21 protein-coding genes and 1 pseudogene are annotated in these 23769 nt (G+C 64.8%); 14 read left to right on the forward strand and 8 right to left on the reverse strand.

Going from position 1 to position 23769, the window contains the following annotated elements:
- Together ACOJTD_RS18825 and ACOJTD_RS18830 are read left to right on the forward strand one after the other, a co-directional pair.
- Window positions 1-1049 (forward strand): annotated as a pseudogene (locus ACOJTD_RS18825) (baseplate multidomain protein megatron); the annotation flags it as partial.
- 23 nt (window positions 1050-1072) lie between these two features.
- The gene (locus ACOJTD_RS18830; protein ID WP_420134396.1) at window positions 1073-2404 is read left to right on the forward strand and encodes a DUF2793 domain-containing protein; all 1332 of its coding nucleotides are present in this window, start codon (window positions 1073-1075) and stop codon (window positions 2402-2404) included.
- Between the two features lie 13 nt (window positions 2405-2417).
- Here the strand turns inward: ACOJTD_RS18830 and ACOJTD_RS18835 are convergent, their stop codons facing one another.
- Both ACOJTD_RS18835 and ACOJTD_RS18840 read right to left on the reverse strand, forming a co-directional pair.
- On the reverse strand, window positions 2418-3698 hold the full coding sequence (locus tag ACOJTD_RS18835; protein ID WP_420134397.1) for a radical SAM protein: 1281 nt from the start codon (window positions 3696-3698) through the stop codon (window positions 2418-2420).
- A 319-nt stretch (window positions 3699-4017) separates the two neighbouring features.
- Entirely contained in the window at window positions 4018-4503 is a 486-nt protein-coding gene (locus ACOJTD_RS18840; protein ID WP_420134398.1) for a class I SAM-dependent methyltransferase, read from the reverse strand.
- 178 nt (window positions 4504-4681) lie between these two features.
- Between ACOJTD_RS18840 and ACOJTD_RS18845 the strand changes: the two genes are divergently transcribed.
- The 11 genes from ACOJTD_RS18845 to ACOJTD_RS18895 all read left to right on the forward strand — a co-directional run bounded on the left by ACOJTD_RS18845 (window position 4682) and on the right by ACOJTD_RS18895 (window position 16092).
- Window positions 4682-5491, forward strand: a complete 810-nt coding sequence (locus tag ACOJTD_RS18845) for a glycoside hydrolase family 19 protein (protein WP_420134399.1) — start codon at window positions 4682-4684, stop codon at window positions 5489-5491.
- A gap of 2 nt (window positions 5492-5493) precedes the next feature.
- Window positions 5494-6066: a 3TM-type holin gene (locus tag ACOJTD_RS18850; protein WP_420134400.1), complete on the forward strand. Its 573-nt coding sequence runs from the start codon at window positions 5494-5496 to the stop codon at window positions 6064-6066.
- A 95-nt stretch (window positions 6067-6161) separates the two neighbouring features.
- Window positions 6162-6836 (forward strand): response regulator transcription factor, encoded by a 675-nt coding sequence (locus tag ACOJTD_RS18855; RefSeq protein ID WP_420134401.1) that lies wholly within the window; start codon window positions 6162-6164, stop codon window positions 6834-6836.
- A 54-nt stretch (window positions 6837-6890) separates the two neighbouring features.
- Window positions 6891-8288 carry a sensor histidine kinase gene (locus ACOJTD_RS18860; RefSeq protein WP_420134402.1) on the forward strand — a complete coding sequence of 466 codons (1398 nt, stop codon included), beginning with the start codon at window positions 6891-6893 and terminating at the stop codon, window positions 8286-8288.
- A gap of 101 nt (window positions 8289-8389) precedes the next feature.
- On the forward strand, window positions 8390-8887 hold the full coding sequence (locus tag ACOJTD_RS18865) for an RT0821/Lpp0805 family surface protein (protein WP_420134403.1): 498 nt from the start codon (window positions 8390-8392) through the stop codon (window positions 8885-8887).
- 197 nt (window positions 8888-9084) lie between these two features.
- A complete protein-coding gene (locus ACOJTD_RS18870; RefSeq protein ID WP_420134404.1) occupies window positions 9085-10485 on the forward strand; it encodes a hypothetical protein in 1401 nt (466 codons plus the stop codon).
- A gap of 159 nt (window positions 10486-10644) precedes the next feature.
- A complete protein-coding gene (gene ccmI, locus ACOJTD_RS18875; protein WP_420134405.1) occupies window positions 10645-11748 on the forward strand; it encodes a c-type cytochrome biogenesis protein CcmI in 1104 nt (367 codons plus the stop codon).
- A gap of 112 nt (window positions 11749-11860) precedes the next feature.
- A complete protein-coding gene (ccmE, locus tag ACOJTD_RS18880) occupies window positions 11861-12349 on the forward strand; it encodes a cytochrome c maturation protein CcmE (RefSeq protein ID WP_420134406.1) in 489 nt (162 codons plus the stop codon).
- Complete coding sequence (locus ACOJTD_RS18885; protein ID WP_420134407.1) at window positions 12346-14328, forward strand: heme lyase CcmF/NrfE family subunit; 1983 nt, start codon at window positions 12346-12348, stop codon at window positions 14326-14328. The genes ccmE and ACOJTD_RS18885 overlap by 4 nt, the downstream gene beginning before the upstream one ends.
- A 4-nt stretch (window positions 14329-14332) precedes the next feature.
- Window positions 14333-14818 (forward strand): cytochrome c-type biogenesis protein, encoded by a 486-nt coding sequence (locus ACOJTD_RS18890; protein WP_420134408.1) that lies wholly within the window; start codon window positions 14333-14335, stop codon window positions 14816-14818.
- Window positions 14819-14910: 92 nt separating this feature from the next.
- Entirely contained in the window at window positions 14911-16092 is a 1182-nt protein-coding gene (locus tag ACOJTD_RS18895) for a YihY/virulence factor BrkB family protein (RefSeq protein WP_420134409.1), read from the forward strand.
- A 13-nt stretch (window positions 16093-16105) separates the two neighbouring features.
- Here ACOJTD_RS18895 and cyoD read toward each other — a convergent pair whose 3' ends face one another.
- The 6 genes from cyoD to ACOJTD_RS18925 form a co-directional block, all read right to left on the reverse strand.
- Window positions 16106-16501: a cytochrome o ubiquinol oxidase subunit IV gene (gene cyoD, locus ACOJTD_RS18900; protein WP_420134410.1), complete on the reverse strand. Its 396-nt coding sequence runs from the start codon at window positions 16499-16501 to the stop codon at window positions 16106-16108.
- Window positions 16498-17145 carry a cytochrome (ubi)quinol oxidase subunit III gene (locus tag ACOJTD_RS18905; protein WP_420134411.1) on the reverse strand — a complete coding sequence of 216 codons (648 nt, stop codon included), beginning with the start codon at window positions 17143-17145 and terminating at the stop codon, window positions 16498-16500. The genes cyoD and ACOJTD_RS18905 overlap by 4 nt, the downstream gene beginning before the upstream one ends.
- Window positions 17142-19145, reverse strand: a complete 2004-nt coding sequence (cyoB, locus tag ACOJTD_RS18910) for a cytochrome o ubiquinol oxidase subunit I (protein WP_420134412.1) — start codon at window positions 19143-19145, stop codon at window positions 17142-17144. The genes ACOJTD_RS18905 and cyoB overlap by 4 nt, the downstream gene beginning before the upstream one ends.
- Window positions 19091-19984, reverse strand: coding sequence for a cytochrome ubiquinol oxidase subunit II (locus ACOJTD_RS18915; protein WP_420134413.1), 894 nt, complete (start codon window positions 19982-19984; stop codon window positions 19091-19093). The genes cyoB and ACOJTD_RS18915 overlap by 55 nt, the downstream gene beginning before the upstream one ends.
- 162 nt (window positions 19985-20146) lie before the next feature.
- Entirely contained in the window at window positions 20147-20635 is a 489-nt protein-coding gene (locus tag ACOJTD_RS18920; RefSeq protein ID WP_420134414.1) for a ferritin-like domain-containing protein, read from the reverse strand.
- Between the two features lie 65 nt (window positions 20636-20700).
- Window positions 20701-21621, reverse strand: a complete 921-nt coding sequence (locus tag ACOJTD_RS18925) for a 2Fe-2S iron-sulfur cluster-binding protein (protein WP_420134415.1) — start codon at window positions 21619-21621, stop codon at window positions 20701-20703.
- 347 nt (window positions 21622-21968) lie between these two features.
- Here ACOJTD_RS18925 and ACOJTD_RS18930 point away from each other — a divergent pair, with 347 nt between their 5' ends.
- Complete coding sequence (locus tag ACOJTD_RS18930) at window positions 21969-23546, forward strand: Do family serine endopeptidase (RefSeq protein ID WP_420134416.1); 1578 nt, start codon at window positions 21969-21971, stop codon at window positions 23544-23546.
- Window positions 23547-23769 lie beyond the last annotated feature (223 nt).

Raw genomic sequence — 23769 nt, forward strand, 5'->3', positions numbered from 1 at the left:
GCGAGATCGTCGACGCCGAGGCGCGGCAGATCAAAGCGCGCAGTATCGATCCGGAAGTGTTCGCGCTGCCGCAGCGCGCGCCGCGGCGGATTGCGCCGCAGATGCCGGCGGCGCTCGGGCCTGCGCATGTCGTCGCGCTCGATCTGCCGGTGATCGACGCACAGGCGCCCGACGTGCTGACGCGGCTCGCCGTGTTCGCCCATCCGTGGCCCGGCACCGAGCTGATCTACGCCTCCGCGGATGGCGCGAGCTATCAGCCGGTCGCGACTGCGGCGGTGCGAGCGATCGTCGGCGAGACGCTCGATCCGCTGGCGCGTGGGCCGCTGGCGCTGTGGGATCGCGGCAACCGCCTGCGGGTGCGGCTGTATGGCGGCGCGCTGTCGTCGCTGCCCGACGCGCGCGTGCTCGCCGGCGGCAATGCGGCGGCGGTGCAGAATGCCGACGGCGAGTGGGAGATCCTGCAATTCGCCAATGCCGAACTGATCGACGGCGACACCTATCTGCTGTCGCGGCTGCTGCGCGGCCAGGCGGGCAGCGAGCAGGCGATGCGCGATCCGTTGCCGGCCGGCGCGCCATTCGTGCTGCTCGATCGCAACCTGGTGCCGCTGGCGCGTGGGCGCGATGCGCTCGGCCGGCCGAAGACGCTGCGCGTTGTCGCGGCCGGGCGCAGCCACGACGATCCGAGCGCGGTGGCGCTGGCGGTGACGCCAGGCCCGGCAGCACTGCGGCCGCTGGCGCCGGTGCATCTCGCCGCGCGCCGCCGTGCCGAAGGCGTGGCGATCAGCTGGATCCGCCGCAGTCGGATCGATGCGGATAGTTGGGACGGCGAGGTGCCGCTCGGCGAGGACGCCGAGTCCTACACGCTGCAGATCCTGTCGGGCGCCGCGGTGGTGCGAACCATCGCCTGCAGCGCGCCGCAGGCGCTCTACGCGGCCGCCGACGAGATCGCCGATTTTGGCGCGGCGCAGCCGAGCCTGCATCTGCGCGTGGCGCAGCTCTCCACAGCGGTCGGCGCCGGCACCGCCTGCGACCGCATCGTCACCTTGTAACCCTCCGAACCCGGGACCCGCCGATGACTGCGACCGCCAATCTCGGCCTGCCGCTGATCGAAGCCGCGCAGGCGCAGAAGCACGTCACCCATAACGAGGCGCTGCGGATCCTCGACGCCGCGATCCAGATCGCGGTCGCGGACCGCACCCGCACTGCGCCGCCGGCGACTCCGGCCGAGGGCGAGCGCCACATCGTGGCGGCCGGCGCGAGCGGCGCGTGGAGCGGGCAGGCGCAGGCGATCGCGACCTGGCAGGACGGCGCCTGGGCGTTCCTGGCGCCGAAGCAGGGCTGGTGCGTCTGGTCCGTTGCCGACGACGTCCTGCTGGTGTTCGACGGCGCGCGCTGGCGCGACCTGCGCGACCTGCCGCTGTCGCTGGACAACGCCGCGCATCTCGGCGTCAACACCACGGCGGCGGCGCCCAATCTGCTCAGCGTCAAATCCAACGCAGCACTGTTCGCCGCAATCGCCGCCTCGGCCGGCGGCAGCGGCGACGTCCGCCTGCAACTGGCCAAGGAGACCGCCGCCGGCACCGCATCGGTGGTGTTCTCCGACAACTACTCCGGCCGTGCTGAATTCGGCCTGGTCGGCTCCGATGCTTTCAAGCTGAAAGTCTCGCCGGACGGTGCCGCCTGGAGCGAGGCGCTGGTGATCGATCAGACGAGCGGCAATCTGGCGTTGCCGCGCGGACTGTCGCTCACCGGCGTCCTCGCGCCGCCGCCGCTCGCTGCCGATCAGAACGATTACGCACCGGCCGGGCTTGGCGCCGCCGCAGTGCTGCAGCTCTCGGCAACCGCGGCGCGCGCCATCACTGGCCTCGCCGGTGGCACCGAAGGCCGGGTGCTGACGCTGATCAATGTCGGCGGCTCGTCGCTGACGCTGCGCGACGACAGCGCGGCCTCCGCCGCCGCCAACCGCTTCTCGCTCGGCGGCAATCTCGTGATCCCCGCCAAGCAGGCGGCGCTGCTGCGCTACGATGGCAGCGCCGCGCGCTGGCTCGCGATCGCCGCCGGCCCGCGCCCGATCACCGCCACCTGGACCCCCGTCGTCGCCGCCCTAACCGGCACCCTCGGCGCCGCCACCGCGACGGGGACGTATACGATGACCGGGAATAGGGTAGATTGGAGTGCAACGATTACCATCACGAATGTGGGGAGCGCGGGGGTGGCAATTACCTTTTCGCTCCCGGTTAATCCGAATGGAGTCTACACAGGATATGGCCGTGAAGGGGCTGTTACGGGCTATGGCGCGAGTGTATCGACAGCACCAAGTGGCGGACTTGTGCAGCGCTTCGATGGAGCGTTCTTGGGAGGAAATGGGTACGTGCTCATGGTTGCCGGCGCATTTCAGATCTGAGAATCACCCGTCATCAAATCTCCACCAACACGTAACGAAAAAACAGCCCGAGATCGCGAGAGTCGTCCGATAGTCCTGCTGCTTTTGGACTGTGAGCCGGATCGATTGTGAATTTCAACGTGAACGGGCCTTGGTCGTCGAGGACTTCGTGTGGGACGAAGAGGGCGTGGAGGTCGTTGCAATCTGCAAAATTAGCGACATCGCTTCTAGGCAAAACCCATTTATCGCGCCAGCTCGAGCCGACAACTTCAATTGTTACTGACATCTCCCTCACATTCTCAGTCAGGAAGGCCGTCGCAAAGAAAAGAAATGTAATGTACGGAGACTTTGCTCGCCCTCTCGGAAGGGATTGAAATGTCATGATTGCTTCCGGACCATCGGTCCAAACTCCGCCTGGCTCCACTGACGAAAAGCCAGATTGCAGCATATCCCGGTTAGCGCCTTGGGTGAAAAGGTACTGCTCGCCGCTTACTGTAAGGCTGCGCAGAGGGTAATAAGGAGTGTTGTAATGCGCTGTACAATAGCCGCATGCATCCGGAAGCGGCGACTGCAGCCAGCTTCTCAAGTCGGTGTCGCGATTGAGCTTAAACTCAAGTTCTTCGGATCGATCCAGAAATGCCTTCGTTGCTCGTGGGCTAAATCGCGAAGCAGGCGCCACGCAGCAGCGGTGAACTGTGCCATCGTCTGCCAAGCTGACGTTGTCTGCTAGGTCGCAATCGAGGGGAAAGCCGTAGACAGGTTCTTCTGAGAATTCCCATTCACGGAAATGAAATGCGTCGGTTATCTCGATCGTTTCGGGGCGAGTCTGAGACAATTTGCTAATAAGCGAATTGTATCGATCAATGCCTCCGACGTCGCGAATGACGTCCGCATATCGCGAAATTATGATCCTGTCGCCCGCTTCAAGTCCTGATGGGTGTTCGTCCATTTCATTGAGCCAAAACCCATTTGTCGTCACAACAAAGCGAGCAGGATAGGCCATGCCCTCCCGGAGGCGGCGAACGAAGCCAGATAGGTTGCTATGAAGAAATGGCTCGCCGCCTAGGATGTTGATCACTGCGAATTTGATGCGATCACTGTACATCTGGTTGATGTATTTTATAAAAGCTTCGATATCTCCCTCATGCGCCTTCCTATGAGGTGCTGACGTCGTGCAGAAGTGGCATCGCTGGGTGCAATGGTCTGCGGCATAAATTTGCAATAGAGGTGCGACCAAATAGTCGCCGTCAGTCAGGTATTTATCTATAGATCGTGGTGGGCGGTGCGTATAGACGCGCAGCGATGAGTAGTTCAAGGGCTTCCCCTTCGTATTATCAATTTTTGATTGCGACGAATGTCTTCCAGCCGGATGTTATCCGCTTGTTGAACTCCCACACCGTTTGCGGCTGGGCATCAGTGATAAAGCCTTCGCAGGTGAAGATGCTTCTCTTTGATCGCGCAAGGAGATCGAAGAGGCAGAAAGTGTCGTGCCGATGGTAAAATGGAAGATACCGGAGATCGAAGACGAATGCGATCGCTGCTTCACTGTTGAGCAATGTTCGGGCCCCGAGAAGAGTCTCGCAGATGTTAGAGGTCGCTATTTTCACGAAGCCAGGTTGCGGTTCATTGGCAAGTCATTGATCGTAGGTGCTGGATTGAACTCCGGAGATTCCGGAATCGGCAGCGTTGTAGATTGGCGCGTTACCAATCATCCTCATTTCCGCCTTGTTGCTGATTGTGTAGAGCCTCTCGTTGTCGGCGAGCAATGCCTCGATCACTCGGCAGCGTCTTCCCAGGCGTTTGCGAAGCTCCGCGGCTGCTGGCGGATATGCTTCTATCGCTACGGTGTCGGCCCCTAGTCCTAGAAATTGTTTCGTGTAGACGCCTGAGAAGGCCCCTATGTCGATACATTTCATTCCGGGTCGAATGATCTTCGCCACGGCGTGGTCGAGGTAAATGTATTCGAGAGAGGGGTCTTGTTTCGACAGGTCGGGATCGGGAGCAATAAGCGGCGCCAAGCTTTGTAGGCGCCGCGGTAATCGTTCTCGAACTCGCAGGCGGAAGCGCAGAGCTTTGATGTTCAGGTCTTGCCCAGCTGGCGGGCTTGGAAGTGTGCGCACGAGTCCTCTCCATCCAAGCGTCAGATTTATCTGGTAATCAACGATAATATCAACGGTAAGTTGGTAGTAATTTTTTGCGCCGGGGCATCAGCCTGCCCTGAAGAATCGATCGCAAATGCCGTTGCGGCATCGGTGAGGCGCGACAGATCAGCAGCAATAGAAATTGGGGAATTAGAGAATGAATCAGTTCGCCTCAGTCCTGATACGCCTGTGGCCTGACGGGGACCGGAGCATCCCTGGGCTGCGGGCCGGAATGAGTGCGTCGGCGGGAGCGGTGTTCGCGCGATACCGTATCGATACACCGCTGCTGGTCGCGCATGTGATGGCGCAGCTTAGTCATGAATGCGGGGCGGGGTGCGAGGTCGTCGAGAATCTGAACTACACGGCGGCGCGGATGATGCAGGTGTGGCCGTCGCGATTTCGCACGCTCGCTGCCGCCGCGCCGTATGCGCACGATCCGCGGGCGCTGGCCAACAAGGTCTACAATGGCCGAATGGGCAATGCGCCCGGTTCCGATGACGGCTGGCGGTATCGCGGACGGGGTGCCGCGCAGACCACCGGACGCGAGGGCTATGCGCGGCTCGCTGCGGTGACCGGGCTCGATCTGGTCGCCGATCCGGACCTCGTCAACGATCCGCGTTACTTCCTGCTGTGCGGCGTTGCCGACTTTGTTGAATGCGGATGCTTGTCATTCGCAAAAATGGACGACGTCGTCGGCGTCACCCGGCGACTGAATGGTGGCACGATCGGGCTCGCGCAGCGTCGGGCATGGCTGGCGCGCTGGAAGGCGGAGTTGGTCGATGTACCGGTCGTGGCATCGCCGCCGCTGGCGCCGGCGGACCCCGTGCGGCCGGCGTCCGCACCCGCGCCGTCATCTACGGCTTCAGCTTCGTCGGCGTCTTCCCTGTCGTCTGCCCCGGCGCATCCGCAGCCTGGCCGGCTCGCGACTCTCATGGCGGCGCTCGCCGCGGCTTTCAGGAGGGACTGATCATGGAATGGAGCGTCCTTGCCAAACAGGTGATCGCGCTCGGCGCGCCGATGCTGGGGAGCGCGCTGGGCGGTCCGCTCGGCGGCGCGGCCGGCCAGATCCTGTCCGAAGTGGTCGGAGCTGCGGCGCCGACGCCGTCCGCCGTGCAGGCGTCGCTGCCCTCGGCCGATCCGGATAAAATCGCCGAGGCGGAGGCGCGCTGGGCCGAGGCGATTCAGGCCGAAGCCGAAACGCAACGCACCGCGATCAGCGAGACCCATGCGACGATCCGCGCCGAGATCGCGTCGAGCGATGCGATCCAGCGCTGGTGGCGTCCGGCCTATGCGTGGGAGCTGACGCTCGAATGCGCGGCGCTGTGGACCGTGCTGGTGCATGAATTCTGGACCGGTGATATCCAAACCATCAACGCACTGATCGGCGCGACTGCGCTGCTGGCAACCTATTGGGCATTCCGGTTCGGCGTGCTAGGCGTTTATGTCAGCGGCCGGACGCGCGAGAAGGTCTGCGCCGCCACCGGGCAAGATGCTCCCGGCGCGATCGAGAAGCTGGTGAAAGCCGTCGTGAAGAAAAAGTAACGGGCGAAGCGGCGTTGTTCATCGCGCATTCACGCCGCCGCCGCTCATGTTCACGACGGTAATATCGCCCGTGAATCGAAAGAGCGGAGTTAAAGGTGCGGCTGCTCGTCGTCGAAGATGATCCAGATCTCAATCGCCAGCTTACCACCGCGTTGACCGACGCCGGCTACGTGGTGGACCGCGCCTTCGATGGCGAGGAAGGGCATTTCCTCGGCGATACCGAGCCGTACGACGCGGTGGTGCTGGATATCGGGCTGCCGAAGATGGACGGCATCTCGGTGCTGGAGGCCTGGCGTCGCAATTCGCGCGCGATGCCGGTGCTGATCCTCACCGCGCGCGACCGCTGGAGCGACAAGGTGCAGGGCTTCGACGCCGGTGCCGACGACTACGTCGCCAAGCCGTTCCATCTCGAGGAAGTGCTGGCGCGCATCCGCGCGTTGCTGCGCCGGAGCGCCGGCCATGCCCAGTCCGAACTGGTGTGCGGCCCGGTGTCGCTCGACACCCGCACCGGCCGCGTCAGCGTTCGCGGCCATCCGGTCAAGCTGACGTCGCATGAATATCGGCTGCTGGCCTATCTGATGCATCACGCCGGGCGCGTGGTGTCGCGCACCGAACTGGTCGAGCATCTCTATGATCAGGATTTCGACCGCGACAGCAACACCATAGAGGTGTTCGTCGGCCGCATCCGCAAGAAGCTCGACGTCGATATCATCCAGACCGTGCGCGGCCTCGGCTATCTGTTGTCGCCGCCGCCCGGCGAAGCGCATTAGCGTCCCGGTCGTGAGCGGGCGGGCGAGGGCGTCGATGCGGAAACCGGGCTGCTGATGGCGAGCTCGGCCGCTTCCACGCCATCGCCGCGCCGCCGCGCCAGCTCCCTCGCCACCCGGCTGTTCCTGTCGGCGACCGCGTGGGTGGTGGTGATCCTGGCGATCACCGGCATCGTATTGTCCTCGGTGTATCGGCAGGGCTCGGAGCGGGCCTTCGACCGCCGGCTCAATCTCTATCTGCGCACCATCATTGCCGAGGTCGCGACGCCGGATGCGGCGCCCGACCAGTTCCAGTCGATCGGCGAGCCGCTGTTCGATCTGCCGCTGTCCGGCTGGTATTGGCAGATCGTTCGCACCGACACCGACAAGATCGATCCGCGCGCGTCGCGCTCGTTGTGGGACCGCAAGCTGCCGCGGCTGGAGGATCAGGGCGTCGAGCTCGGACCGTCCGGCGTCCGGCAGGGCTATGTCGAAGGGCCGGAAGGTCAGACCTTGCGCATGGTCGAGCGGCCGGTCGATCTCGGCGCCGACGGCAAATACGTCGTGACGGTCGCGGGCGACGCCACCGAAATCTTCGAGGAAACCCGAACCTTCGACTATTACTTGGCCGGCACCTTCGTGGCGCTGTCGATCGGCCTGGTGCTGACCACCATCTTTCAGGTGCGTTTCGGCCTGGCGCCGCTGAAGCGGATCTCGGATGCAATCGCCGACATCCGCTCCGGCCGCGCCGAGCGGCTGGAGGGCACATTCCCAGTCGAGATCGCGCCGCTGGCCCGTGAGACCAACGCGCTGATCGAAGCCAATCGCGAGATCGTCGAGCGCTCGCGGACCCATGTCGGCAATCTGGCTCATGCGGTGAAAACGCCGCTGTCGGTGCTGGTCAACGAGGCGGCCGCGCGGCCGGGCGATCCGCTCGCCGCCAAGGTGCTGGAACAGGCCGAGATCATGCGAAGCCAGGTCGCGCACCATCTGGAGCGGGCGCGGATCGCCGCGCGGCTCACGGTGGTCGGCACCATCACCGAGGTCGAGCCGGTGATCGAGGCGCTGCGCCGGACCATGGAGAAGATCCACCGCGACCGCGAGATCCAGGTCCGGGCCGAAGTCGCGAGCGGTCTGAAGTTCCGCGGCGAGAAGCAGGACCTCGAGGAGATGGTCGGCAATCTGGTGGATAACGCCTGCAAATGGGCGACCAGCCGGGTGTTCATCGAGGCGACCGCGGAACGCGGGCCGACGGCTTTGGTGCGGATCATCGTCGATGACGACGGCCGCGGGCTCTCTGCGGCCGAACAGGCCCAGGTTGCCCGGCGTGGCCAGAGGCTCGACGAGAGCAAGCCGGGTTCCGGTCTCGGACTCGCCATCGTGGTGGATCTGGCGGCGCTGTACGGCGGAGAGCTGACCCTTGGACATGCGCCGATCGGTGGCCTGCGGGCCGAACTGAAGCTGCCTGCGGCGTAAGGCATCAGGCCCTGCCACAGCGGCGCCAAAATTTCCCCGCTGTTGCCTTGAGCGTTAGGAATTTCGGTGTAAGACGCCCGCAGGAACGGTTGGGGATTGCGATGACGACGCGCCGGCATACAGATTCTCGCTTCGCGAAGCCGACGGCTTTGCTGGTGGTGTTCGGTGCACTGGCGCTCGCCGGCTGCGACCGCACCACGGGCCTGTATGCACGGGTGGATTCCTTCACCAGCACGGTCGGTTCGGATCTCGCTCCCACCACCGATCGCGCCGGCGACGGCGCCGCCGCGGCCGTCGACAGCGCCGCGATGGGCGGCCTGATCGGGCCGAAGATCGGCGTCCTGCTGAATGCCGAAGATCGCCGGCTGGCCTATGCGGCCGAACTCGAGGCGCTCGATCATGGCGAGTCCGGCGCGCCGGTGCCGTGGAAGAACCCGACCTCGGGCCGCTACGGCAACATCGTGCCCGGGCCGGCTTATGCCAAGCAGGGTGCGACCTGCCGCGGCTTCTCCCACATGGTGACCATCGGCGGACAGCTCGAGATCGCCCGCGGCACCGCCTGCCGGACCAATGAGGGGCCCTGGACGGCGGCCGGCTGACAGCCGCCCAGGATCGTGATTATGACGATCTGCCAACCACTTGCGACTTCCGCTTGCGGTTGATGCAGAGCCTGAATCGGGTTCGCTGAACGGTTGCCTCAACTCCTTCTTAACATCGCGCCTGTATCCCTGAAGGTAGCGTCCGGCGGGCACCCGTGCGGCCGACGCGACCGCAAGCGTGCAGATTTTTCGGGCGCATGAGCCAGACACCGACCGAACGGCTGAGGGAGTACCTCGTTCAGCTTCCGCCGCAGTCGCAGGCGCTGCTGATGCGGGAGTTCGAGCGTGCGCTGGAACGCGGCGACGACGTCGCGGTGGCGCGGTTCGTGCTGGAAGAGCTACGCAAGATCGTACGTGGCTCGGACGAGGACACTGCCCCTCGCACCGAAGATCCGGCGCGGCTGATGTTCCGGGCGCTCGAGCCGTTCTTGATCGACAGCAACCAGCAGCCGCGTCCCGGGCAGATCCGCCGCGGATCGCTGACGTCGATCTGGCAGTGGCTGGAGCGCGAGTCGATCCCGGCGCAGGTCCGCGAATTCGAAGGCGGTCTGATCAACCTGCGCGGGGGCAGCGCCGCTCAGGTCGATGTGCTGGTCCGCAAGCTTCAGGTGGCCGCCGCCGAAGCGATTGAGAAAGTGATCAACCCGGAGCCGGGCGTTGATCGCCAACGGGCGATGTCGCGGGTGGGCCCGCCGTCCACGGTTGAGGACCTGCCCGGTGTTGGCGCGGTGCTTGCCAACCGCGAGGCGCTCGAGACGTTCGACGGCAAACTGTCGTCCAATCTGCGCAGCTTCGGCGACTCGCAGGTCAATTCGATGATCGGCGCGCTGAACGTGCCGGCGCTGCAGACGCCCATCATGCTGCCGTTCGCGCTGACAATGATCCTGCAGCACCTGACCCAGCCGTGGCAGATCGTGCGGCTGGCCATCAAGGTCGCGGGCTCCGACGACGAGATCCGCGTGGCCGCCACGCCTTACGGCGTCGCCGTCACCATGGCGATCCACGATCTCGCCCAGCTCACCGCTGACCTGCACGACGAACTCAAGCGCGGCCACTACACCAACGTGGCCGAGAAGCTGAAGCTGATCCATGACGGCGTGCGCGGTCTGCGGACCGAACTCGACCTGCGCAGCGACTCGACCTGGGGCAAGCGCCTCGCGGCGATCCGCGTGGATATCTCCAATGCGCTGAAGTCCGAGATCGAGAGCGTACCGGGCCGGGTGCGGCGGCTGCTCCGACAGCGGCCCGACAAGGAGGTCTCGGCCAACAGCCGGATCGACCAGCTCGAGGTCGACGAGGCGGCGGCGCTGATCGATTTCGTCGCGATCTGCCGCAACTACGCCAGCGAACTGGCGATCAACGAAATGACGCTGCGGACGTATTCCGAGCTGCAGCAATACGTCGAGAAGTCCACCGAGGCGCTGGTGCAGTCGCTGCGCGGCTGCGACCCGCGGGTGAAGCCGTTCCGGCACATGCAGGCGCTGGCGGCGATCCGCTTCTGCGAGGTGTTGTTCGGCCACGACTACGCGCAGTTGATGCGCCGCGCGGTGGAGAGCGCCATGGTGGTGGTCGAGCGCAAGCCGGCGCGGGCGGGTTGATCCTGCCCCTTGATTCATATCAAGATTTGAGTGCTGCAGTGCCGTATCCCAGTGTCGCAAATGTCAATTGCGCCACCGGTCCTGCCATGGTGTAACCCGGCCGGTTTTTGAACTCGCCGCAGCCCGGCCTTCGCGCATTTCACCCGGAACCCTCCAAGCATGTCGCCCTGGTTTGTGTTCGCGATCATGACGGCCATCGCGGTGTTCGCCGTGCTGTGGCCGCTCGGGCGCGGCGCCGCGCGGCAGCGCGAGGGCAGCGAGGCCGCGGTCTATAAGGACCAGCTCGCCGAAGTGGATCGCGATGCCCAGATCGGTTTGATCGGTCCAGCGGAAGCGGCGGCGGCGCGGGTCGAGATCGGACGGCGGCTGCTCGCCAGCGCCGACGCCGAACGCAGCGCGCCGGCGATCTCGCGCCGCGGCTTGCGGCGCGGCGTCGCGGTGCTGGCGCTGCTCGGCCTGCCGGCGCTGGCGCTGGCGGTGTATCTGCCGATCGGCTCGCCGATGATGGCCGACGATCCGCTGGCGCAGCGCACCAAGACGGCGAGCGCGTCGCAGCCGCTCGAAAATCTCGTGGCGCAGGTCGAGGCGCATCTCGAGAAGAATCCGAGCGACGGCCGCGGCTGGACCGTGCTGGCGCCGGTGCTGACCAAGCTCGGTCGCCTCGACGATGCGGCGCGGGCCTATCGCAATTCGCTGACCTATGCGGGCGAGACCGCTGACCGCCACGCCGATCTCGGCGAGGTGCTGGCCATGGCCGCCGGCGGCGTCGTCACCAACGAGGCGAAATCCGAATTCGAACGCGCCGTGGCGCTCAATGCCGACGACGTCAAGGCGCGCTACTTCCTCGGTCTCGCCGCCGAGCAGGACGGCCGGCCGAAGGATGCCGCGGCGATGTGGCGCGCGATGCTCGACAAGGCGCCGGCCGATGCGCCGTGGCGACCGATGCTGCAGGCGCAGGTCGCGCGTGTCGAAGGCACGCCGCTGCCTGCGCTGCCCGACGAAACCATCGCGTCGGCCAAGACCATGAGTGAAACCGATCGCAGCGCGATGATCCGCGGCATGGTCGACCGGCTGGCGACGCGCCTCAAGCAGAACGGCGACGATGTCGAAGGATGGCTGCGGTTGGTGCGCGCCTATATGGTGCTCGGCGACGCCGACAAGGCGAAGAGCGCGCAGGCCGAGGCCCGCCAAGCTGTGGCCGGCAATGCCGAGCGGCTGAAGCAGCTCAACGAGGGGCTCAAGAACCTCGGACTCGACGGGTGAGGGCGGACTCCATGCGCATGCGGTTTTCCGACAGAATTGTCCGGCAAGCATGGCGCGGGAGCGAAGCGCGGAATTCCGGCGCCGGTCAGGCCGCCGAGACAAGGACCGACCAATGACGCGGAAGCAGCGGCGATTGCTGATGATCGGCGGCGCGGGCGTAGTGCTCGCGATCGCGGTGGGGCTGGTGCTGAACGCGCTACGTGGCTCCATCGTGTTCTTCTCGACACCCAAGATGGTGTTCGAACAGCACATCGGCGTCGGCAAGCGCTTCCGCCTCGGCGGCGTGGTCGAGCCCGGCTCATTGCATCGCGGCGATCATCTCGCGGTGTCGTTCAAGGTCGCCGACGGTGAAGCCGCGGTGCCGGTGGCGTTCAAGGGCATCCTGCCGGATCTGTTCCGCGAAGGGCAGGGCGTGGTGGCTGAAGGCGCGCTCGACAACACCGGCGTGTTCAAGGCCGACACCGTGCTGGCCAAGCACGACGAGACCTACATGCCGAAGGAAGTGGCCGACGCGCTGAAGAAGCAGGGTCACTGGAAGGACGATTACGAAAAGAAGGCGCCCGGTGCAGCGTCCGCCAGCGCCGCGGAGCCCGGCAAATGATCGCAGAGGCCGGACACTACGCGCTGGTGCTGGCGCTCGCGCTGGCGCTGATCCAGTCGACGGTGCCGATCCTCGGCGCGAGGCTGAATGACAGCGGCCTGATGAACGTCGCGCGATCCAGCGCACTGGCGCAGTTCGCCTTCGTCGGGCTGTCGTTCGCCGCGCTCGTCTGGCTCAACGTCACGTCCGACTTCTCGGTGGTGAACGTTTACGAGAACTCTCATTCGGCCAAGCCGTTGCTCTACAAGATCACCGGCGTGTGGGGTAACCACGAAGGCTCGATGCTGCTGTGGGTGTCGATCCTGGCGCTGTTCGGCGGCCTGGTCGCGCTGTTCGGCAACAATCTGCCGCTGTCGCTCCGCGCGCATGTCTTGGCCGTGCAGGCCTGGATCGCCAGCGCTTTCTATCTGTTCATCCTGATCACCTCGAATCCGTTCTTGCGGATTCCCAATCCGCCGATCGAGGGGCGTGACCTCAATCCGGTGCTGCAGGACATCGGCCTCGCGGTGCATCCGCCGCTGCTCTATCTCGGCTATGTCGGGTTCTCGATCTCGTTCTCCTTCGCCGCCGCGGCGCTGATCGAGGGCCGGCTCGACGCCGCCTGGGCACGCTGGGTGCGGCCGTGGACGCTGATGGCGTGGATCTTCCTCACCCTCGGCATCGCGATGGGCTCGTACTGGGCCTACTATGAACTCGGCTGGGGCGGCTGGTGGTTCTGGGACCCGGTTGAGAACGCGTCGCTGATGCCGTGGCTCGCCGGCACCGCGCTGCTGCACTCCGCGCTGGTGATGGAGAAGCGCAACGCGCTGAAGGTCTGGACCATCCTCTTATCGATCCTGACCTTCTCGCTCTCGCTGCTCGGCACCTTCCTGGTGCGCTCCGGCGTACTCACTTCGGTGCACGCCTTCGCCACCGATCCGTCGCGCGGCGTGTTCATCCTGATGATCCTGTGCGTGTTCATCGGCGGCAGCCTGGCGCTGTTCGCGTGGCGCGCGTCGTCGCTGAAGCAGGGCGGGCTGTTCGCGCCGATCTCGCGCGAAGGCGCGCTGGTACTGAACAATCTGTTCCTCACCACCGCCTGCGCCACGGTGTTCGTCGGCACGCTGTATCCGCTGGCGCTGGAAGTCGTCACCGGCGACAAGATTTCAGTCGGCGCACCGTTCTTCAATCTCACCTTCGGGCCGCTGATGGTGCCGCTGATGCTGGCGGTGCCGTTCGGGCCGTTGCTGGCGTGGAAGCGCGGCGACGTGCTCGGCGCGGCGCAGCGGCTGATCGCCGCCGGCGTGGTCGCGCTGGTCGCGGTCGCGTTCGTGTTCGCCTGGACCACGGGCGGCGCGGTGCTGGCGCCGCTGGCGATCGGGCTGGCGGTGTTCGTAATCATCGGCGCGCTGGTCGATATCGTCGAGCGCATCGGCCTGCTGCGCAATCCGATGAATGTCGTCTGGCGCCGCGCCAGCGGCCTGCCGCGCTCGTCGTGGGGCACGATGTTCGCGCATGCCGGCCTCGGCGTCGCGCTGATCGGCATCGTCTGTGAGACCACCTGGAACAGCGAACACATCGCCGCGATGAAGGAAGGCGACGCCGCGCGGCTCGCTGGCTACGAGCTGAAATTCGAAGGCGCCGTGCAGCGCCAGGGGCCGAACTATCGCGAATTGCAGACGGTGTTTTCGGTCAGCCAAGGCGGCAAGCCGATCGGCACGATGACACCGTCGAAGCGCAGCTTTTCGACCCGCGGCACCTCGACCACCGAAGCGGCGCTGATGAGCCGCGGCTTCAGCCAGCTCTACATATCGCTCGGCGATATCAATGCCGAAGGCGCAGTGACGGTGCGGATCTATCACAAGCCGCTGGTGCTGCTGATCTGGTACGGCCCGCTGCTGATGGCGCTCGGCGGACTGTTGTCGCTGTCCGACCGCCGGCTCCGCGTCGGCGCGCCGAAGCCCGCCAAGCCGCAACGCGCACTGCAGCCGGCGGAGTAGGGCGATGCGCAAGCTGATCGCCGCCCTTGGGATCGTCCTCGCTGTCGCCGCCTCGGCGCCATTCGCCTACGCGGTGCAGCCGGATGAGGTGATGGCCGATCCGGCCAAGGAAGCACGCGCTCGCGAGCTGTCGCGCGAGCTTCGTTGCATGGTGTGCCAGAACCAGTCGATCGACGATTCCGACGCGACGCTCGCCAAGGATTTGCGGCTGCTGGTGCGCGAGCGGATTGCCGCCGGCGACAGCAACAAACAAGTGCTCGACTATCTGGTGGCGCGCTACGGCGAGTTCGTGCTGCTCAAGCCGCGGTTCGAGGCGCACACCCTGATCTTGTGGCTTATCCCGCCGCTGGTGCTGCTCGTCGGCGGTCTCGGTCTGTGGCTGCACATCCGGCGGCGTAGCCGTGCTGCCGCCGCTGACGCGCCAGCGCTCAGCGCCGCGGAGCAAGCGCGGCTGGAGCGGCTGCTGGCGGACAACGACCAGAAGGCGTGACGGACCGTAGGTGCGTCACGCCGCTCGGGCTGCAAGGAACCATCCACCCGCATCCACCGTTGCCGCTCATCCAGATTTACGGATGAGGGGCGATGTCCGACTACCAGGTCACGAGGTCCGCACGCGGATCGCGGTTACAAGGTATGAGTCTGGGGCGTGTCGCTCTGGTGATTGCTTTGTCTGCGGCCGCCCATCGGCTGCTGCCGCCTCCCGTCGAGACGCGCGGACGTCGAGTCGAGCCCGCCGGTGGCCGACAGATCGGACGCGAAGGACAGAACGATCAATTCGAATCGCCGGCCGATGATACGGAGGCCGCCGCTCCGGAGCACGGTGACCGCGGCCGGAGCGCCTCCGCACCGTCTGAAATCCCGCTGCGTGGTTGGAAGGACATCCTGCTGCGGGTGTTTCAGAACATCTCCGCGCACCGCATCATGTCCCTCGCAGCAGGCGTCACGTATTATAGCCTGCTGGCGATCTTCCCGGCGCTGGCGGCTCTCGTGGCGATCTACGGCGTGTTTTCCGATGCGTCGAGCATCACAAAGCACCTCGATCAGTTCAGTGGCTTCCTGCCCGGTGGCGCGATCGACGTTGCTCGCGATCAGTTGACGCGCGTAGCGTCGAAAGGCGCTGAAACGCTCGGCTTCACCTTCGTCATCGGTCTCGTCATCTCGCTATGGAGCGCGAATGCAGCGGTGAAGTCACTGTTCGATACGCTGAATATCGTCTATCGCGAGGAAGAGAAGCGCAGCTTCATCAAGCTCAACGCGATTTCGCTATGCTTTACGCTGGGCGGCATCGTGCTGGCGGTGGCGGCGTTGACCTCAATCGTGATCGTGCCGGTCGTGCTTGAATGGGTCGGGCTGTCCAGTTTCGGCGATCTGCTGCTGCGCGTCGGCCGCTGGCCGCTAATGCTGGTGGTGCTGACACTGGCGCTGGCGGTGGTCTACCGCTACGGACCGAGCCGGGAGGCGCCGCGGTGGCGCTGGATCTCGTGGGGGAGTGGTATCGCAGCCGTAGCTTGGCTGATCGCGTCTGGGTTGTTTTCGTTTTACGCGGCCAATTTCGGCAACTTCAACGAGACTTACGGATCGCTCGGCGCTGTGATCGGCTTCATGACCTGGCTATGGATCTCCGCCATCGTCATCCTGCTCGGTGCCGAGCTCGATGCCGAGATGGAGCACCAGACCGCGGTCGATACGACGACCGGGCATCCGCGGCCGATCGGCACGCGAGGCGCACGCGTGGCCGATAGCGTCGGCCCAGTCCAAAGCTAAGCGCTGAGCCCGATCACCTCATCATCCGCATCAGATGCTCTGTCGGCATCATGTTGGCGTTGAGATGCCCCATGATCCAGATCGAGCCGCCGACCACCAGCAACACGATCAGCGTGCCGAACGCCAGCGCCAGCACGTTGTTGGTGTTGTCCGGGCCGGTGGTGAGGTGAAGGAAGAAGACCAGCTGAACGCCCATCTGAGCGATGGCCAGAACGCCGAGCGCGACCGGGATGCTGGGCTGCCAGACCAGATCGGTGCCGGCGATGAAGAACGAGGTCGCGGTCAGCAATAGCGAAAGACCGAGTCCGGCGACATAACCCCACAGCCGCGGCGCGATGCGGACTTCGTCCTCGTCGCCCGGCGCGACATCGGCGGTGTGGCGGATGTCCTGCAGTTGCGGCTCGCTCATGCGCGGCTCCCGAGCAGATACACCATCGAAAAGATGGCCACCCAGATGATGTCCAGCGCGTGCCAGAACAGCGAGAAACACAGCAGCCGGCGCTGGATATCGGCGCGGAAACCCTTGGCATAGACCTGCGCCATCATCGTCAGCAGCCACAGCAGGCCGATTGAAACGTGCAGGCCGTGGCAGCCCACCAGCGTAAAGAAAGCCGATAGGAACGCGCTTCGGGTCGGCCCGGCGTCCCGCGCGATCATGTCGGAGAATTCGCGGGTTTCCATTGCGAGGAAGCAGGCGCCGAGGATCGCGGTGGCCAGCATCGCCAAATGAAACCAACGCTGGCTCTTCACGTCCGCCGCGATGCTCGCCAGTCCGCAGGCGAAGCTCGAGAACAGCAGCAGCAGCGTTTCGATCGCCGCGTTGCGCCAGTCGAACAGCTGGGCGCCGCCCGGTCCGCCGGCGGTAGCGCCCGACAACACCGCGTAGGCAGCAAAGAAGCATGCAAACATGATGATGTCGGACAGCAGGAAGATCCAGAAGCCGTAGCCGGTGACGATCCGTTTCGGCGCCGGCCCGGCTTGACCGGAGGCGTCCTGCAGACCGCCCAGATGGTGCGGGTCGGCGTGGCCGTGGGACAGCGCTGCGTCCGTCATGCCGGCCTCCGAGCGAACTGCAATGCCTTGCGGCGCTCGGCGATGTTGGCTTCGTCGATCCGCTCGACCTCACTTGCCGGAATGACGTAGTCCTCGCGGTCGCGCCAGGCGAACACCACGAAGGTGGCGAACGCGCCGATCAGGCCGAGACCGACCATCCACCAGATGTGCCAGATCAGCGCGAAGCCGGTGACCGTCGCGAAGAACGCGCAGACAAAGCCGGTCGGCGAATTCCGCGGCATCTCGATGTCCTCGTAATTCTGCTTCGGCTGCTCTTCGCCGTGCTCGCGTGCGGCCGACTTCGCCGTCCAGTACGCGTCTTCGCCGGTGACGTCGGGATAGACGGCGAAGTTGTACACCGGCGGCGGCGACGCGGTGGCCCATTCCAGCGAGCGGCCATCCCACGGATCGCCGGTGCGGTCGCGCAATTGCTCACGCCGGCGGATGCTGACCACGAATTGCAGGAGCTGCAACACGACACCGATCGCGATGATCGCGGTGCCGATGCCGGCGGCAATCATCCACGGCCGCCACTCGGGGACGTCGTAATGCTGCATTCGCCGCGTCATCCCCATCAGGCCAGCGACGTAGAGCGGCACGAAGGTGACGTAGAAGCCGGCGAGTGTGAACCAGAACGCCGCTTTGCCAAGCCCTTCATGCAGCCGAAAGCCGAAGGCTTTGGGAAACCAGTAGGTGTAGCCGGCGAAGGCGCCGAACAGCACGCCGCCGATGATGACGTTGTGGAAGTGCGCGACCAGGAACAGGCTGTTGTGCAGCATGAAATCGGCCGGCGGCACCGCGAGCAGCACGCCGGTCAGGCCGCCGAGGATAAAGGTGATCATGAAGCCGACCGCCCACAGCATCGGCGTTTCGAACCGCACCCGGCCGCCATACATCGTGAACAGCCAGTTGTAGATCTTCACACCGGTCGGCACCGCGATGATCATGCTGGCGATGCCGAACACGGCATTTACCGTCGCGCCGGCACCCATCGTGAAGAAATGATGCAGCCAAACCATGAAGGCGATCAGGCAGATCGCCATCGTGGCCAGCACCATCGAGCGGTAGCCGAACAGCGGCTTGCAGGAGAAGGTCGAGACGACCTCCGAGAACACGCCGAACGCCGGCAGCACGAGAATGTAGACCTCAGGATGACCCCACGCCCAGATCAGGTTCATGAACATCATCATGTTGCCGCCGGCTTCGTTGGTGAAAAAATGGAAGCCGAGGTAACGGTCGAGCAGCAGCATCGCCAGCGTCGCGGTGAGGATCGGGAACGCGGCGACGATCAGCAGGCACGACGCCAGCGTGGTCCAGCAGAACATCGGCATGCGCAGATAGGTCATGCCCCTGGTGCGGAGCTTCAGCACGGTGGTGACTAGATTGATGCCGGCCACCAGCGTCCCGACGCCCGAGATCTGGATGGCCCATGCGTAGTAATCGACGCCGACGCCCGGCGAGTAGCTCAGCTCGGACAGTGGCGGGAACGGAAGCCAGCCGGTGCGGGCGAATTCGCCGATCACCAATGACATGTTGACCAGTAGGGCACCGCTTGCCGTCAGCCAGAACCCGACTGAATTCAGCGTTGGAAATGCCACGTCGCGGACGCCGAGCTGCAGCGGCACGACGAAGTTCATCAGGCCGATGATGAACGGCATTCCGACGAAGAAGATCATGATGGTGCCGTGCGCGGAGAAAATCTGATTGTAGTGCTCCGGCGGCAGATAGCCCTGGGACTGGAAGGCGAGGGCCTGTTGGGTCCGCATCATGATGGCGTCTGTGCCGCCGCGTAGCAGCATAACCATCGCCAGCAGCACGTACATCACGCCGATCCGCTTGTGATCGACGCTGGTGATCCATTCGCGCCAAAGGTAGGGAAAATAGCCCTTGATCCCGGCCCAGGCCAGGACACCCAAGATCACCACCATCACGATCGCCGCAGCGATCAGCGGGATAGGTTGATCAATTGGTATGGCCGACCAGTCGAGCTTGCCGAGCATATCGCGTTGGCTCCGAAGTTGGCTTGCAAATAGGGAGGCGCAGCTTCCTTGGACGGCACCGGGCCCGGTTGCGGCGGGATCTTCTGAGTGCTGATCGCGTCGAACAGCAGCGGGTCGCCGAGCCGATAGGTCGGCCGGCCGCTTTCGGTGGTCTGCTTGAACAGTTGCTTGTAGCTGTCGGCGTCGAGCACGCGGTCACTTTTCGCGGTCGCTTGCACCCATTCGGGGAAGGCCAGCGGCGAGATAACGTGCACATCGAACATCATGTCGGGAAAGCCGTCGCCGCTGAAATGCGACGACAAGCCTTGCAAATTGCCTTCGGCGTCGGCGCGTAAATTGAGCCGCGTCACCATGCCGTTCATCGTGTAGATCATGCTGCCGAGCTGCGGGATGAAGAATGCGTTCATCACGCTGGCGGAGGTCAGCTCGAATTGCAGCGATGCGCCGACGGGGACGGTGATCGAATTGATCGTGGCGATGCGCTGGTCCGGATAGATGAACAGCCACTTCCAATCCAGCGAGACCACCTGGATGCGGATCGGACTGCCGGTGCCTTTGACCGGCGTGGCGGGGTCGAGCTTGTGCGCGCCGATCCAGGTGACGCCGCCGAGCAGCATGATGGTCAGCAGCGGGATCGACCAGACGACGAGTTCGATCTTCCCCGAATAGGCGAAGTCCGGGCGATAGGTCGCGCGTTTGTTGCCGTCGCGAAACCAGAACGCGAAGGCGAGGATCGCAATGATCGTCGGCAGCACGATCGCCAGCATGATGACGACGGAGTCGACGAGGATCGTCGAGTTTCCGTACGCTACCGGCCCTTTGGGATCGAAGATATTCATGGCCGGGACAACGGGCTGTGCATGGGGAGGCCCCGTGAAGACAGCCCGTCAACCCTCGGCGTCAGGGTGAGTTCCTGACGTGTCGCACCTTATGTCGCAGGTGCAGACTTTTGCCCGCGATGCCGACACATCAGCATGCCGACGGCCGCTCTGCGCGCGATCTCAGAACGGCACGATTTCCTCGGGCAGCGGCTTGCCGGCCTTATGCAGGGCGATCCAGCGGTGCAGTTCGGCGACGTGACCGCTCTCCTCGGCGACGAACTCCTTGGCCAGAGCCTTGATCTCCGGATTGTCGGTAGTGTCGAGGACGTTCTTGTACCAGTCGAAAGCGCCGGTCTCGGCTTCGAGGGCGATCTGCAAGGCGAGGTCGCGGCCAATGAACGGATCGGTGCCCCAGATCGCGGCGGCCTCCGGGCTCTCGACACCCGGCCATTTGAAATCGCCGGCTTCCATCTGCGAAATGTCGCGGAAGCCGGCGCGGGCCTGGGCGTCGGCCTGGTGCATCCGCGAGTAGTCGGCGAGCTGGCGAAACAGCTTGGAGACTTCCTTGTTGCCGCAGCTGTCCATTGCATCGGCGAGCTGACCGAACCGCAGCGCCGCTTCCTGTTCGAGGCGAATGGAGTGCGCCAGAAACTCTTCGACCGTTTCCATGTGAGTTATCCTTCGCTGTTCGGCCGCCGCCGGTGCGACGGCGGCCGTCTTCGTTGGTGACGTGCTCAGGCGTTTTCGGCAGTTTTGGATTCCGAGGCCTCGGCGTGCTTCAGCGCCCATTCTTCCTGGGTGATCCAGGCTTCGAGAATGCGGACGTGCTCAGCCTCTTCGCCGACAAACTCCTTGGCGGCTGCGGCGACTTCGGGCGACTTGGTCGTGGCTTCGACTGCGCGATAGAATTCATAGCCGCGGCGCTCGCCCTGCAGTGCCGCCTTGAGCGCGCCGAGCCGGGTGAGGGTGATGTCAGACGCCCACACGGCCGCACGCTCCGGCGTGGCGTGGTCCGGCCACGCGTAGTCCGGCGGCACGTTCTTGCTGACGTCGATCGATCCGGCTCGCGCTTTCACTTCGGCCAGATGCAACCGCGAGAATTCGGCGAGCTGCGCGAACAGCTTGGCGACCGGTTCATTGCCGGCCTCGGCCATCGCCTTGGCGAGATCGTCGTAATGCGTAGCAGCGTCTTCCTCAACCTTGGCGGCGTAGCTGAAGAAGTCCGGCAGCGTGTTGATCTCCAGGCCGCCTTTGTAGTGTGCGGCAGCGGGAGTCACGGCCATCTTCTGCGGCTTGGTTTTGTCGCCTTCGAACTTCACCAGGATGTCCTCGTTTCGCACGAAGGTCTGGCAGGCGAGACGGTAGCGCGGCGGGATGTCGTTGACTTCGGCGTTGGTGATCTCGTCCTTGGTGATCTTGCCGAGCTGGCGCAGAACTTCCTTCTCCTTTTCGGTCAGCGCGACCGCCGACTTGGCTTTCGGATTGAAGTGCTCGACCTGCACCAGGCAGGAGCCGCACTCACCGTCCTGACAGTCAAACGGGATCGGAATTTTGTGGGCCTTCGCGACGGCCAGAATGGTGCCGCGATCGCCGGCGACGGCATAGACGGTGACGTCCTTCGCCATGACGGGCGAAGAGAAGGTAATGTTGGCCAAGGCGCTCTCCTGTTAGCTGTGTGATCCACCGACGCCGCTGGCGTCCTTGGCCACCGCCTTGGCAAGAAGCAGGCCACGGAAAACTGAAAGAAATATCAGTTAGTTGTGCAATTTGCTGCGATCAGTAGCTGGGTCGGAGGGGATCTCGTTTCCGACACAAATGTACGAGTGTTGACAAAGTCGTGAGCCGAGGGCGGCGGGATCGCGACCATGCGTCGCGGCCGGATACCTCCGTGTTACAAACTTTTAATGCAGCCGCCAGCGCGCGGTAAGGCACGAGCCCCCATCTTCAGACCCACAGGTGCTGATCCTGCACCACCGAATTCCTGGTTCTGGAGACTCTTCGAATGACTGACCGCCGTTTCGACGCCCCTTCGCAGCCGTCCCGTCCGGCCCGCCGTTCCGTGTTCTCGGCCCGCAAGTTCGCGCTGATGGCAGCGGTGGTGGGCGGTCTCGGCGCCGGCGCGTTCGGGTTGTCGCAGACCCCGGCTTCGGTTGATCTGTTCAGCACACCGGCGCACGCCCAGGTTGGTAACAAGGTCAACCAGGCTCAGCAGCCGGTCGGCTTTGCCGATATCGTGGAGAAGGTGAAGCCTTCGGTGATCTCGGTGAAGGTCAATATTGCCGAGAAGGTTGCGAAGAACGACGACCGCAGCGAGGACTCGCCGTTCCCGCCGGGCTCCCCGATGGAGCGTTTCTTCCGCCGCTTCGGCGGCGAGCTGCCGCCGGGCATGCGCGGGCATCGCGGCGGCGGCATGATGACCGGGCAGGGCTCGGGCTTCTTCATCACCGCCGACGGCTATGCGGTGACCAACAACCACGTCGTCGACGGCGCCGACAAGGTTGAAGTCACGACCGACGACGGCAAGACCTACAAGGCCAAGGTGATCGGCACCGATCAGCGGACCGATCTGGCGCTGATCAAGGTCGAAGGTCGCACCGATTTCCCGTTCGCCAAGCTGTCCGACGGCAAGCCGCGGATCGGCGACTGGGTGCTGGCGGTCGGCAACCCGTTCGGTCTCGGCGGCACCGTGACGGCCGGCATCGTTTCGGCCTCGGGCCGCGACATCGGCAACGGACCGTATGACGACTTCATTCAGATCGACGCGCCGGTGAACAAGGGCAATTCCGGTGGCCCGGCGTTCGATACCAATGGCGAAGTAATGGGCGTCAACACCGCGATCTACTCGCCCTCAGGCGGCAGCGTCGGCATTGCGTTCTCGATCCCTGCGTCGACCGTCAAGCAAGTGGTGCAGCAGCTCAAGGACAAGGGTTCGGTCAGCCGTGGCTGGATCGGCGTCCAGATTCAGCCGGTGACCCCTGAAATCGCCGACAGCCTTGGCCTGAAGAAGGCCGAAGGCGCGTTGGTCGCCGAACCGCAAAAGGACGGCCCCGCGGCGAAGGCCGGCATCGAGTCGGGCGACGTGATCACCGCCGTCAACGGCACGCCGGTGAAGGACGCGCGCGAACTGGCGCGGACCATCGGCGGCTTTGCGCCTGGCAACACCGTGAAGCTGACGGTCGTGCACAAGGGCTCTGACAAGGAGCTCAGCCTGACGCTCGGCCAATTGCCGAACCAGATCGAGGCCAAGGCCAGCAACGACGACGATAGCGGTCGCAGCTCCGGCCGGGGCACCGAGGTGCCGCGGCTTGGTCTGACGATCGCGCCGTCCAGCTCGGTCGCCGGCGCCGGCAAGGACGGCGTGGTGGTGACGGACGTGGATCCGAAGAGCGCCGCCGCCGATCGCGGCTTCAAGGAGGGCGACGTGATTCTCGAGGTTGCCGGCAAGACCATCGCCAGCCCCGGTGACGTGCGCGAAGCGATCAACGCCGCCAAGGCCGACAACAAGAACAGCGTGCTGATCCGGGTCCGCTCGGGTGGCTCCTCGCGCTTCGTCGCGCTGCCGATCTCGGCCAAGGGCTGATCGTCGCGCAGAGTTGGAGAGAGTCGCCGGCAACGTCGCCCCCGCCGACGGCCTTTCCTGGGGACGGGTGAACAACTCGTCCCCGCCCTCTACCTTCCGCCCGGAGTCAGCCCCCCTCCGTCGGAAGGACTAGGCGGGCGGTGGAGTTCCCCCAGCTCCATCGCCCGCTTCCATGTCCGGTGGGCGCATCCTGCCGCCTTGCATGGAGGCTGAAGTCCCGTCA

It is taken from the genome of Rhodopseudomonas sp., from assembly GCF_048594845.1.
Lineage (GTDB): Bacteria > Pseudomonadota > Alphaproteobacteria > Rhizobiales > Xanthobacteraceae > Rhodopseudomonas.

Coding starts and splice junctions, on each gene's coding strand:
- ACOJTD_RS18830 (WP_420134396.1), top strand. CDS start 1,073: ATGACTGCGACCGCCAATCTCGGCCTGCCGCTGATCGAAGCCGCGCAG.
- ACOJTD_RS18845 (WP_420134399.1), top strand. CDS start 4,682: ATGAATCAGTTCGCCTCAGTCCTGATACGCCTGTGGCCTGACGGGGAC.
- ACOJTD_RS18850 (WP_420134400.1), top strand. CDS start 5,494: ATGGAATGGAGCGTCCTTGCCAAACAGGTGATCGCGCTCGGCGCGCCG.
- ACOJTD_RS18860 (WP_420134402.1), top strand. CDS start 6,891: ATGGCGAGCTCGGCCGCTTCCACGCCATCGCCGCGCCGCCGCGCCAGC.
- ACOJTD_RS18865 (WP_420134403.1), top strand. CDS start 8,390: ATGACGACGCGCCGGCATACAGATTCTCGCTTCGCGAAGCCGACGGCT.
- ACOJTD_RS18870 (WP_420134404.1), top strand. CDS start 9,085: ATGAGCCAGACACCGACCGAACGGCTGAGGGAGTACCTCGTTCAGCTT.
- ccmI (WP_420134405.1), top strand. CDS start 10,645: ATGTCGCCCTGGTTTGTGTTCGCGATCATGACGGCCATCGCGGTGTTC.
- ccmE (WP_420134406.1), top strand. CDS start 11,861: ATGACGCGGAAGCAGCGGCGATTGCTGATGATCGGCGGCGCGGGCGTA.
- ACOJTD_RS18885 (WP_420134407.1), top strand. CDS start 12,346: ATGATCGCAGAGGCCGGACACTACGCGCTGGTGCTGGCGCTCGCGCTG.
- ACOJTD_RS18890 (WP_420134408.1), top strand. CDS start 14,333: ATGCGCAAGCTGATCGCCGCCCTTGGGATCGTCCTCGCTGTCGCCGCC.
- ACOJTD_RS18895 (WP_420134409.1), top strand. CDS start 14,911: ATGTCCGACTACCAGGTCACGAGGTCCGCACGCGGATCGCGGTTACAA.
- cyoD (WP_420134410.1), bottom strand. CDS start 16,501: ATGAGCGAGCCGCAACTGCAGGACATCCGCCACACCGCCGATGTCGCG.
- ACOJTD_RS18905 (WP_420134411.1), bottom strand. CDS start 17,145: ATGACGGACGCAGCGCTGTCCCACGGCCACGCCGACCCGCACCATCTG.
- cyoB (WP_420134412.1), bottom strand. CDS start 19,145: ATGCTCGGCAAGCTCGACTGGTCGGCCATACCAATTGATCAACCTATC.
- ACOJTD_RS18915 (WP_420134413.1), bottom strand. CDS start 19,984: ATGAATATCTTCGATCCCAAAGGGCCGGTAGCGTACGGAAACTCGACG.
- ACOJTD_RS18920 (WP_420134414.1), bottom strand. CDS start 20,635: ATGGAAACGGTCGAAGAGTTTCTGGCGCACTCCATTCGCCTCGAACAG.
- ACOJTD_RS18930 (WP_420134416.1), top strand. CDS start 21,969: ATGACTGACCGCCGTTTCGACGCCCCTTCGCAGCCGTCCCGTCCGGCC.